The organism is Sediminitomix flava, from assembly GCF_003149185.1.
GTDB lineage: Bacteria > Bacteroidota > Bacteroidia > Cytophagales > Flammeovirgaceae > Sediminitomix > Sediminitomix flava.
On record NZ_QGDO01000004.1, the window covers coordinates 353,471 to 365,197 of the forward strand.

Genomic DNA, 11,727 nt, shown 5'->3' on the forward strand with positions numbered 1-11,727 from the left:
GAATACAATTTTTTTACCACAAGACCTCAAAGACTTTGAAAAATACCTTACTAGACCTACAGCTGCTACAATGTGATGCTAAAATCAGCAAAGACAAACACTTCACTGCTGCCGAACGAAAAAGCAGTTACAACAAAAAACTTGGTGTTTCAGTCATTCTTATCAATGTTTTGATTGGCTCTACACTTATCGAATACTTCCCTGAGGGTTTTGGTAAGCAGCTTTTCATCAGTGCAATTTCATTCTTTGCAGCTTCTTTTGCTGCTATCCAAACCTTTTTCAACTTCTCCAAAGATGTAGAAAACCATCGGAAAATTGGAAACGGATATCTTGAAGTTGTAAGAGAAATTGACCGATTGATTGCTTCTTTTTACGATGGACTTACCAGTGAAAAAAGTATACAGAATTCACACGATAAGCTCATTCAGAAGTATTTCAAAATTAATAAAGAGGCCGAAGTTTGTCCCAATGCACCTTCTGATTATCAAAAAGCATTCAAAAAAAATAAGGATACTAAGGAATCTCTGATCAAACTGAAAGAACAACGCCAACAGCTTGAAGTAGAAGCTTAAATTCACAAGATAGAAGGTTTGAATTTTCTTGGTTGAAATGTAACTTCCCATAAATCACTTTTCACAACATAGATATACACAAGATGAAACCTAATATCATATTCGCCTTAATGGCAGCTTGTGGACTCATGTTCTCTGCCTGTAGTAATTCAAAAAAAGATACCAAACAGACCGAAAACATGGACGCTAAATACGAAGAACTCGCTACCTATGCTGATTTCACCTTGAAAGCCAATCTATCGCAGCTTTCAGACAATCAGAAAAAAATGATTCCTCTGATGATTGATGCCGCAAAAATCATGGATGAATTATTTTGGAGACAAGCATACGGAGACAAAGAAACTTTACTAGGAGAAATTAAAGATCCTGTACTAAAGCAATATGCAGAAATAAACTATGGTCCTTGGGATCGTTTGAATGGAAATGAACCTTTCTTGGAAGGTGTTGGTCCTAAACCAAAAGGAGCCAAGTTCTACCCATTAGATATGACAAAATCAGAGTTTGATGCTTTTGTTGCTGAAGATAAGTTGAGTCTTTACACCATCATCAATCGAAATGATCAAGGTTTATTGGAAAGTATTCCTTATTCGAAATTCTATGAAGCGGAGTTACAAAAAACAGCTGAATTACTTCGTCAGGCAGCCGAACTAGCTGAATCTGAAAGCTTCAAAACTTACCTTTCTCTACGTGCTGATGCCTTACTTTCCAACGAGTATTTTGAGTCTGATATGGCTTGGATGAGCATGAGAGATAACAAAATGGATTTGGTTATCGGTCCTATCGAAAACTATGAAGATAAACTTTATGGTGCTAAAGCGGCTTTTGAAGCATACGTATTGATCAAAGATATGGAATGGTCTAAGAAGCTTGAGAAATATGCGAGCTTCCTTCCTGAGTTACAAAAAGGACTTCCTGCCGATGAAAAATACAAACAAGATGAAATCGGTACAGACTCTGATCTTGGAGCTTATGATATAGTCTACTATGCAGGAGACTGTAATGCTGGTAGTAAAACGATAGCCATCAACCTTCCAAATGATGAAAAAGTACAACAACAGAAAGGTACTCGTCGTGTTCAGTTGAAAAATGCGATGCAAGCGAAATTTGAGAAGATTATGGCTCCAATTTCAGAAGTACTTATCGACCCTTCGCAACGTCAGCATGTAACCTTCGATGCATTTTTTGCCAATACCATGTTCCACGAAGTAGCACACGGACTTGGAATCAAAAATACAATTACAGGAAAAGGTACCGTAAGAGATGCTCTGAAAGAACACTCTTCCGCTCTTGAAGAAGGAAAGGCTGATATCTTAGGACTTTATATGGTTCAACAACTGCATCAGAAAGGAGAAGTAGCTGGAGATATGAAAGATTATTACACGACATTCCTTGCAGGTATCTTCCGCTCTGTTCGATTTGGTGCAGCTAGTGCCCATGGTGTTGCCAACATGATTCGTTTCAATTTCTTCAAGAATAATGGTGCTTTTGAACGAAATGCAGATACGGGATTGTACAAAGTAAATTATGAAAAAATGGAAGAAGCTATGAATGCTCTTTCGAGAAAGATTTTGCAGGTACAAGGTGATGGAAGCTATGAAGAAGCAACTGAAATGATCCAAAATTTAGGAATAGTGGATGATGAACTTCAAGCTGATTTAGAGAAATTGGGTGATGCTGGTATTCCTACCGATATCGTTTTCCAACAAGGTGTGAAAACATTGGGATTGTAATTATCAAACTTACGATTCTAATAAAAAGTCAATCATAAACTATGGTTGGCTTTTTGTTTTTTAAATCAGAGCTAAAGCCTTGTGGTCTTGGTTAAGATAATACCTTTTGAGTACTGTTTTTTTACTTAAAGAATTATACCAATCATGGCATACAAAATCGATACTCTTAACCACCATACTTCCCAAATAAAGATTCTTAAAGAGATTCATATACTCTAAAAGTAGCTTTCTATTGCTAATCACTTCTTTAAATCTCACAACTGTAGAATGAGCTGTCATCAATTTATATCGCTCCTGGAAATCTATTCCATTTACTGTTATCTGGTTTCTTAAAGCTTCTCTCAATTCTGCCAATGGAAACTCATAGAAGCCTTTCATAATTATAGCTCCATTACTGATCGTTAAGCCTTCAAAATTGACCAAAAACTCTGGTATTTGTGGAATGACATCACAAAATATTTTATCGTATTCTTCAACCAAATTCTCTTTATATCTAAAATCATCATTTACTGTCACCACCGACAAAACAGTCAAATGAATATCACTAAGAGGGTAAAAATACTGATTTGGCATAACAGGTTTAAGGATTTCTAAAACCCTGTAAATATTCTCAAGTAGTTCATAATCTAAGTTCACAACTAAGCTCAAGCCCTTTCTATTATCTGTTCGTGGGTCCAGAAGATAATTATCAATCACTTCTTGCTTCACAGATATAGCATTTAAGCCATTCTCTTCTATCTCTTCATATTTATGATGCAAAAGTGTGGATGTTATCATAATTAGGCTTTTGTTTGGTTCGACTCTTAAATTCGGTTAACAAAAAATACTCATTCTTAGAATAATACAACAAAATTAATTACACGCATTAACACTTTATAGTTGCATTATTTTTCTTTCTTTAACTCATTTTATATTTGACTACCATATTGATTTATGTTTTTAATTCTACTCAAAACTGTTTATAAAAAAATCGCTTCCGTTTTCTAAAACAGAAGCGATCACACTCTTCATCTACTATACATTACTGAATTATCAATTGGTGTTGGTAAAGGAAACTGCCAAGCCCCCATCAATAATTCTTTTCTAGGCTTGTAGAGGCGAATCATACAAATCCAACCATCTTTAATGGATAAATTATTAATTGTCCCTTCCTCATTGCCAAAATTTATGGTTACAGAACCATCGGGGTTTTTATCTACTGAAGAATTATTGTAGGCATACAAACCAGAAGAATTTCGCAGCATTTTCCCTTGCTCGTCATACACCCCCACAGACCAAAATCCATCAACAGGAACGTCTTTTAATGTGAGTTGGTGAGGGACAGCACCATTGTTAGCTTCGGGCTTTACTTTTAGATAGATCGCTTCTTCTTTCATATTTCTTCCGTAGATTATTGTTGTATCAACGGTATACCGCAATGGCGGATTATAAGTTTGTATTTGTTCTTCTACAATTTCGTAGACATTCTTTACCTTATCTGGGTACTTGTATGTGGTCTCATTTTTCAGATCATCTTCAGCTAAAACTTCCTGAAGAAGAATCACAGTTAGTATCGAGTAAGTTACTGTCAATAGCCTTTTCATTTGTTGTGTCCAGTTTAGTTTTGAAAGGCGATTGATGATGAGTTGGGAACAGGAACAGAGTTGGTTCCAGTTTTCTTTCTAATCGTTAGTTTGTTGGTTGTTTGAACTCGATGTAACGAAGTTCATTTTCATATTTACCTTACTTTACCTACTCAATTTTTTTTAAGGTTTAAAAGTTCTTTAACCCTATTTTTTTGAACGCATATAATTGAGAAATACAATCATTTATATGACTTGTGATGTCTGCTATTTCCCATATCTGTTTTTTTAGTTTGACCTTCTGATTAAAATAAACCATCATTTTCAAACATCACTATTAAGCGTTGTTGAGAGAATATAAATATTCTTTAAAGTTTGAGACAGTACCTTTGATACACATTATTTACTAACAAGTACTTTATTAACCTATGGAATTTATTAAACCTTTTATCACATCCATTTTAATGGGTCTGACACTTCTGTCGTATGCTCAAAATCAAAACACAGAAGTAAATACGGGTATCGCTAAAAGTTTAGGTATCTATATTTTCCCTTCAAACAATCAATCTCAGGAAACACTTAATGCAGATGAAATGGCTTGTTACCATTGGGCTATGGAACAGACCGCTTATGATCCGATTAATCCAACTAAAGTAGCAGCACAAGAAGTTGATTCTTCAAAAAGAAAAGGCTCTACCATAGTAGGAGCAGCAGGCGGAGCTGCCACTGGAGCCGCAATTGGTGCAATAGCTGGAGACGCAGGAAAAGGTGCAGCTATTGGCTCTGTAGTAGGAGGACTTCGTGGAAGAAGAGCGAAAGTTGTTGGAGATCATGTAGAGCAGCAACAAAACATTGAAACTGCAAAAGCTCAAGAGCAAGAATTAAAAGACAATTTCATCAAAGCTTTCTCTGCTTGTATGGAAGGAAAAGGATACACTGTGAAATAATTCATATTTCTCTAAAAGCTTGGCTTGCCTTCAAGATTTAATTGCTTGTCCTCTGAAAAATTGAATGTATCTTTGTAGGAAATAGCAAAGGCATGAAAGAAGGTAAAATCAAAAATATTGTTGACCGAGAAGTCAAACAATTGCAATGGATGTTGAAACATGGTCAGATTGATAAACAACTCGTTACTTTTGACTTGTTTATTGAAGGCATTGTTGAAGATTTCCATGTTCCTGAAGATGATATGGATTTGCTAAAAGAGATCGTCTCTCAAGCACTTAAAGAAAAGGATATCACGCTCAGTACTGAATAATAAAAAAGGAATGGTATAGAACCATTCCTTTTTCATTTATATATTTTTTCAAATCTTAATGACAAAATAAGGCAGGTTGGCTACCTGCATCCAATGTTACTTCTGGAGCAATCCCGATGGCGTATGCTCTCCATATCATGACAAAGCCAATAAGGATAAACAGAAATGGATAAATTTTTCTAATTCGATTTCGCCACTGAACACTTATCAGTTGTCCCGCCACACTTACCAATAGCATTAGAGGTAAAGTACCTAAACCAAATAAAGCCATATAAGCCATTCCTTCTAATGCCGTACTTGTTGTAAGCGCTGCGGCCAATGCAGCATAAACCAATCCGCAAGGCAGAAAACCACTTAAGACTCCCAAGAAGAAGTGTGTATCCCAACTTGCTCCTTGAAGTTTGAGCGCCATTGTATTTTGGATCGTTTTTACAAAGGACTTGAAAAACGGCACTTTATTAATTATCTGATCTGGGTTTGATGAAAAAACTCCCATCAGAATAAACCCAACACCTAATAGAGCACTGATGTAAACCTGATACCCTACAATCCAAACTAAACTCTGCCCTAATATACCTGCTATATTTCCTAAGAATGCATAGGTTGTAATCCTTCCTAGATTGTAAAGAAGTTTATCTGTAAAAAGGAAAAATGGTTGACGGTTTTTCCCCCTAATTGCCAAAGCAATAGGCGCACACATTCCGACACAGTGGAAGCTTCCAAATAACCCCAATATAAAAGCTGACCATAGCATATTTTCAACAGGTAGTTGGTTCGTATCTTTTTTTATTTGAATGTATAAGGAGGGAAGAGGTCTGAGACCTCTCCTTCCTTCAGAGAATACATCACAACATTATAAAAATGTTATCTTCAATCTCTTTAAGTTTCACAATACACTTTTATGGAATAAAAATGTTGTTTTGAGTATAGTAGTCCAACTCATCTTTCGACCATTCCAAGATCACAACCCAATGCCCTTTTGAAAGGTCTTTGATCTGGAATACTTGATGTCCTTTCTCGTTCAACACTAACTCATACTTTACATCTTGATGCTCATCTGATGGTCTGTAGAAGTGAACAATTCCCTCTGCTCCAGTCATCTGAGTTGGCATACTCAAAACAGCAAGTTGCTTTTCTTCTGCCAAAGCAATATCTATTTCTTCCAAATATGGTTCGGTATTACTTATTTTCTTTGCTCTAGTATTTACAGCTCCGTCGTCCTGATAATAGTCCTTTGTCACCATATTGATTGGTACATCAAATGATTTGAATACAAAGTTGAGGATCATGCCTGCAAATAATATGAATGTTATAATGATACCGTGCCCAAAATGAAACTTGAATTTCATAGCAATTCTTTTTTTAAATGTCTGTGATCGTATTCTATTCTCTAGTAAAAATGGGAAGCCCTAAAAAGGGCTTTTCTCCCATATATTTTGAAGTTAGTCGTTAGCGTAGCTGCTCTTTTATGACCGTGGCCCTAAGAAACTTGTTGAAACATGGTCGATCTTATTTTCATTTTCATATATATCTACTTCTATTTTAGTCTTCGCACCATCAAGAGCATTTGGCGGAAGATCTATGAAAACCATTTCTTCAATATTGCTTTCTCCTTCTAATACCATTTCTGGTTCTCCTACAATAATGATTTCTCCATCTTGGTGTGAAGTAAGCACCAATTTGATAGGTATATCTCTATGACTTTTATTGACAATTTTCAGCTTATACAGATTTCTGAAACTGCCTTCTTTCGTTTTGTAATACAACTGACCTGGTGCTCTCAAAAGCGTAGTTTCGGTAGTTGACCTTGAAAATAGCATAAACAATATCACTGAAGCTAAGAGTGTAAGAACCCCAGTATATGCCTTCATCCTTACATTGAACTCAAACGGCTTATTGTTTTCTATCTCATTGTGTGTTGCATATCTGATCAGACCTGTAGGTTTATCGATCTTGGTCATGACAGCATCACAAGCATCAATACAGGCTGTACAGTTTACACACTCTAGTTGTGTTCCGTTTCTGATATCAATTCCTGTCGGACAAACCTGTACACAAAGATTACAGTCAATACAATCTCCTTTTGGAGCTTCATTTTCTTCCTTTTTTCTTTTCTTTCCTCTTGGCTCTCCTCTTAAGAAGTCATAGCTGACATTGATCGAGTCTTTATCTAAAAGCACTCCTTGCAATCTTCCGTATGGGCAGATTGTCGTACAAGCTTGTTCTCTTAGGTAAGCAAAGACCCAATAGAAGACCACAGTGAAAATAAATAAGGCTGTAAAAGTTGTTAGGTTCTGCGTTGGTGGAAGAGTAACCATTTCAATAAGCTTATCACCTCCAACTATATAGCCTAAAAATGTATTTGCTATCGCAAAAGACACAATGAAGAACAAACTGTATTTTGCTGATCGCTTAAATATCTTATCTGAATTCCAAGGAGCTTTATCTAACTTTCTTTGTTGGTTATGATCTCCTTCTATCCAATATTCAATTCTACGGAAAACCATCTCCATAAAAATGGTTTGTGGACAAACCCACCCACAAAATAACCGTCCGTAGACAACGGTAAACAACACTATAAAAATGATCCCGAAGATCATGGTAAGCACGAAAATGAAGAAGTCGTGCGGAAGGAATAATTGCCCGAAGATTACAAACTTTCTTTCGAGAACATTCAGCATGAGTAGAGGTTGCCCTCCAATTTTTATAAATGGACCTACAAACAGAAATACCAAAAGCACATAACTTAATTTCTTTCTACTGTTGTAGTATTTTCCATTTGGTTTTTTAGGATAAACCCATATTCTTTTACCGCTAGAATCTACGGTAGAAATGGCTTCTCTAAAATCTTCTTTATACCTATTGTCTTGTTGAGCTGCCATAGGCTTAGATGCTGTGAAATGTATTCTTGTGTATTCAGTAGTGTGTTAGTTTTCCTTGCTAGAGAAAATAGAAGTCCCCTGAGGAGACTTCTATTTCAAAAGGATATTACATTGGCATATGCTCTCCCTGAGGTGCTTTACCTGCTTCAGGAGTCGTACCTTGCAAGCTCATTACATAACTTGCCACATCTTTCATATCTGGAGGTGAGATTTTCTTATCCCAAGCAGTCATACCTTTAGACGTACCGTATTTGATTGTTTTGAAGATGTTTTTCACATCATTTCCATACAACCAGTACTCATCTGTTAGGTTAGGACCGATACCTCCACCACCATCAGCTGCGTGACAAGCCACACAACGTTTGGTGAAAATAGCTTTACCATTCGCTAAGTCTTTTTCCTCTAACGAACGCTCTACATTCGATTCATCGATAGCTGCACCCAAAGCTGCCAAGTATGCATCAATTTCAGCTTCAGCTTCTGCTACTTCTGTTTGATACTCACTCACAGAAACTGGTGTATCAACTCCTGTGTGATAGATGTAGATGTAAACACCCGCAAAAACGATACTTACGTAGAACAAATATTTCCACCAAGGTGGTAAGTCATTGTCTAACTCTCTAATTCCATCGTATTCGTGTGCTAGTAAAATTTCTTTTTCCAAAGCGATTGGTTTTGCAGCATTAAATCGCTGCCAGAACCATTGGTAACCGCCTTCTTCTTCGTATGCAAGCTCTTCTTCTGAAAGGTTTGCTTTTAGCTCTTTAGAAACAATCTTGTATAGAGTCAGAGAAACTAAAAGTACAGCAATAAACAAGATCACAATGACACCAAGCATTGCACCTATCAGTACTTCCAAATTCCCGATGCCATCAAACAAGCTTTCTGTGCTTGCAGCCATTGCCGAATGCCCTGTAACAAGCAAGCTCAGCATAGCCAAAACGGGTTTATATATTCGATTGAATTTCATCTCATAGAAAATTTTTGGCCCTCAAATCTGATTTGTGTTATTAGCCTCATGTTGTTCATCTTGTTCTAGATCGAGCGGAAGCATAGAATAAGAATCTACGCTCTCTTTTTTCATCTTAATGACATAAAAGAGCCAAGCGAGAAAGAAGGTAAAAAAGATAATGATCCCGATTACTGGATAGATATCCACTCCTTCGATTGACCTGAGAACATCTTTATACATGGCTTATTCTTTTTTGAGAAGCTGCCAACCGAAGCCGGCAGCTCTTATGTTACTTGAGTAAATTATTTGACAGGTACAGCTTCTGCGTTCTTGATATCAGTACCAATACGTTGCAGATAAGCAATCAATGCAATGATTTCAGCATTTTCATTTACTTGCTCAGATGAGCCATCAGCTCTTGTCAATTCGCTTTCTAATCTATTCTTCACTTGTAATGCTTGAGCTTTCAAGTCAGCTACTGCTTTTTGTGCATAACCTTCTGGATATGGTACGCCAAGCGCTTGCATTACTTCAATCTTCTTCTCAGTATTAGCGATATCTAAATCATTCTCGAACAACCATGGATATTTTGGCATGATTGAGCCAGGAGAAGTAGATTCTGGATCGTACATGTGGTTGTAGTGCCACGAGTCGTTGTACTTACCACCTACACGGTGCAAGTCTGGGCCTGTACGTTTTGATCCCCACTGGAATGGACGATCATAAATGAATTCTCCAGCTTTAGAGTATTCACCATAACGAGCTACTTCCGAACGGAATGGACGAATCATTTGTGAGTGACACAAGTAACATCCTTCTCTCAGGTAAATATCTCTACCTTCTAGCTCAAGTGGTGTATAAGGTTTTACTGAAGAAATAGTTGGTACGTTTTCTTCTACCATATAAGTAGGGATCAACTCTACCATACTACCAATCGAGATGGCCAAAACAGATGCAATTGTCAATTGAACTGGCTTTCTTTCAATCCAAGATTGGAAGTTATTTCCGTGTGCTTTTGATGCTTCTAAAGGAGGAGCTGATGCTTCTTCCTCTTTTACTAATGTTCCGCTAGCTACAGTTTTCACTAAGTTATAAACCCCAACTAATGCACCTGCCAAGTAGATTGCTCCGCCAAATGCTCTTAGTTTATACATTGGGATAATTTGAGTAACTGTGTCTAGGAAGTTGTCATAAACTAGTGTTCCATCTAGGTTAAATTCTTTCCACATTAGCGCTTGTGTCCAACCTGCCCAATACAACGGAACAGCGTAGAATACAATACCTAGTGTACCTAACCAGAAGTGGATATTTGCTAACTTAACAGAGTGTAATTTCGTGCTGTAGATTCTTGGAAGCATCCAGTAAAGCATACCGAATGTTAAGAATCCGTTCCAACCAAGACCACCAATGTGTACGTGACCAATAGTCCAGTCAGTATAGTGAGAAATTGCGTTTACAGATTTCAAAGACATCATTGGGCCTTCAAACGTAGCCATACCGTATGCTGTAACGGCTACTACCATAAACTTCAATACAGGATCTTGTCTTACTTTATCCCATGCACCTCTCAATGTCAAAAGACCGTTCAACATACCACCCCAAGATGGAGCAATAAGCATGATTGAGAATACAGTACCCAATGACTGTGCCCAGTCAGGAAGTGAAGTATAAAGCAAGTGGTGTGGTCCTGCCCAGATATAAATAAAGATGAGTGCCCAGAAGTGGATAATCGACAAGCGGTAAGAATATACAGGACGATTAGCAGCTTTTGGAATGAAGTAATACATCAGACCTAAGTAAGGAGTAGTTAGGAAGAATGCTACCGCATTGTGTCCGTACCACCACTGAACTAAGGCATCTTGTACCCCTGCAAACACTGGATAAGACTTTGTAAGTGTTACAGGCAATTCCAAGTTATTCACGATATGAAGAACTGCTACAGTCACGAAAGTTGCTAGGTAGAACCAAATGGCTACATACATATGCTTTTCGCGTCTTTTTACCAGTGTCATAATCATGTTAAGACCAAACACAACCCAAATAACGGCAATGGCAATATCAATAGGCCACTCTAGCTCGGCATACTCTTTAGAAGATGTAATACCCAAAGGAAGTGTAATCAATGCCGAAAGGATGATAGCTTGCCAACCCCAAAAATGGATTTTTGACAATACCTTGCTAAACATCGGGGCTTTTGCCAAACGTGGTAATGAATAGTATATTCCGGCGAACATACCATTTCCTACAAAGGCAAAAATAACGGCATTTGTATGTAAAGGTCTCAAACGTCCGAACGTAAGGAAGGACGTATCTAAGTTAAAAATAGGGTTGGTTAGCTGGAGGGCTACTATTAAACCTACCAACATACCTGCAATACCCCAAAAAACGGTGGCGAAAGCAAAGTTCCGCACAACCTGATTGTCGTATGAGAAATGTTCAAGATTTCCCACCGACGTCTGCTGCTGCTTGGTCGGAGTTTCTACTGCTGTGATCATATTCTTCAAATAAAATCCTCACACTAGGTGTGTACGTATCCTCATATTGATCAGACTTCACAGACCAAATAAAGACTGTGAGAAAAACGATAGCTACCGTCAAACTAATCCCGATCAAAATGATTATAGCACTCATGTGTTTTAGCTTTTCTGATATTTAAAATATATTCACAAATATATCCTCCATATATAGCCTTCTCTGATGATCGTGCTTAATGCAAATAAGTGACCTTTGTCATTGTTGAAATTTATCATTCACAATGTTAAACGACTTAT

13 protein-coding genes are annotated in these 11,727 nt (G+C 37.3%); 4 read left to right on the plus strand and 9 right to left on the minus strand.

What is annotated here, in order from left to right; all coding sequences use genetic code 11:
- The first annotated feature begins 35 nt into the window (after positions 1-35).
- Both BC781_RS16880 and BC781_RS16885 read left to right on the plus strand, forming a co-directional pair.
- A complete protein-coding gene (locus tag BC781_RS16880) occupies positions 36-572 on the plus strand; it encodes an SLATT domain-containing protein (RefSeq protein ID WP_158281507.1) in 537 nt (178 codons plus the stop codon).
- Between the two features lie 83 nt (positions 573-655).
- Positions 656-2,302, plus strand: a complete 1,647-nt coding sequence (locus BC781_RS16885) for a dipeptidyl-peptidase 3 family protein (protein ID WP_109619949.1) — start codon at positions 656-658, stop codon at positions 2,300-2,302.
- Between the two features lie 60 nt (positions 2,303-2,362).
- Here the strand turns inward: BC781_RS16885 and BC781_RS16890 are convergent, their stop codons facing one another.
- Together BC781_RS16890 and BC781_RS16895 are read right to left on the minus strand one after the other, a co-directional pair.
- The gene (locus BC781_RS16890) at positions 2,363-3,079 is read right to left on the minus strand and encodes a hypothetical protein (RefSeq protein ID WP_109619951.1); all 717 of its coding nucleotides are present in this window, start codon (positions 3,077-3,079) and stop codon (positions 2,363-2,365) included.
- A 230-nt stretch (positions 3,080-3,309) separates the two neighbouring features.
- Positions 3,310-3,885, minus strand: coding sequence for a DUF1214 domain-containing protein (locus tag BC781_RS16895; RefSeq protein WP_109619953.1), 576 nt, complete (start codon positions 3,883-3,885; stop codon positions 3,310-3,312).
- 407 nt (positions 3,886-4,292) lie between these two features.
- Here BC781_RS16895 and BC781_RS16900 point away from each other — a divergent pair, with 407 nt between their 5' ends.
- Entirely contained in the window at positions 4,293-4,811 is a 519-nt protein-coding gene (locus tag BC781_RS16900; protein ID WP_245935627.1) for a glycine zipper domain-containing protein, read from the plus strand.
- Between the two features lie 92 nt (positions 4,812-4,903).
- Entirely contained in the window at positions 4,904-5,122 is a 219-nt protein-coding gene (locus tag BC781_RS16905; protein WP_109619957.1) for a hypothetical protein, read from the plus strand.
- 55 nt (positions 5,123-5,177) lie between these two features.
- On the opposite strand, the gene BC781_RS16910 is transcribed toward BC781_RS16905, so the two are convergent.
- The 7 genes from BC781_RS16910 to ccoS form a co-directional block, all read right to left on the minus strand.
- A complete protein-coding gene (locus BC781_RS16910; protein ID WP_109619959.1) occupies positions 5,178-5,876 on the minus strand; it encodes a sulfite exporter TauE/SafE family protein in 699 nt (232 codons plus the stop codon).
- 145 nt (positions 5,877-6,021) lie between these two features.
- A complete protein-coding gene (locus BC781_RS16915; protein WP_109619961.1) occupies positions 6,022-6,471 on the minus strand; it encodes a FixH family protein in 450 nt (149 codons plus the stop codon).
- 117 nt (positions 6,472-6,588) lie between these two features.
- Positions 6,589-8,004 carry a cytochrome c oxidase accessory protein CcoG gene (gene ccoG / locus BC781_RS16920; protein ID WP_109619962.1) on the minus strand — a complete coding sequence of 472 codons (1,416 nt, stop codon included), beginning with the start codon at positions 8,002-8,004 and terminating at the stop codon, positions 6,589-6,591.
- A 106-nt stretch (positions 8,005-8,110) separates the two neighbouring features.
- Entirely contained in the window at positions 8,111-8,974 is an 864-nt protein-coding gene (locus BC781_RS16925) for a cbb3-type cytochrome c oxidase N-terminal domain-containing protein (RefSeq protein WP_109619965.1), read from the minus strand.
- 21 nt (positions 8,975-8,995) lie between these two features.
- Positions 8,996-9,196 carry a CcoQ/FixQ family Cbb3-type cytochrome c oxidase assembly chaperone gene (locus tag BC781_RS16930; RefSeq protein WP_109619967.1) on the minus strand — a complete coding sequence of 67 codons (201 nt, stop codon included), beginning with the start codon at positions 9,194-9,196 and terminating at the stop codon, positions 8,996-8,998.
- A gap of 62 nt (positions 9,197-9,258) precedes the next feature.
- On the minus strand, positions 9,259-11,451 hold the full coding sequence (ccoN, locus tag BC781_RS16935; protein WP_109619969.1) for a cytochrome-c oxidase, cbb3-type subunit I: 2,193 nt from the start codon (positions 11,449-11,451) through the stop codon (positions 9,259-9,261).
- Positions 11,393-11,587, minus strand: a complete 195-nt coding sequence (ccoS, locus tag BC781_RS16940) for a cbb3-type cytochrome oxidase assembly protein CcoS (RefSeq protein ID WP_109619971.1) — start codon at positions 11,585-11,587, stop codon at positions 11,393-11,395. The genes ccoN and ccoS overlap by 59 nt, the downstream gene beginning before the upstream one ends.
- Between the last annotated feature and the right edge of the window lie 140 nt (positions 11,588-11,727).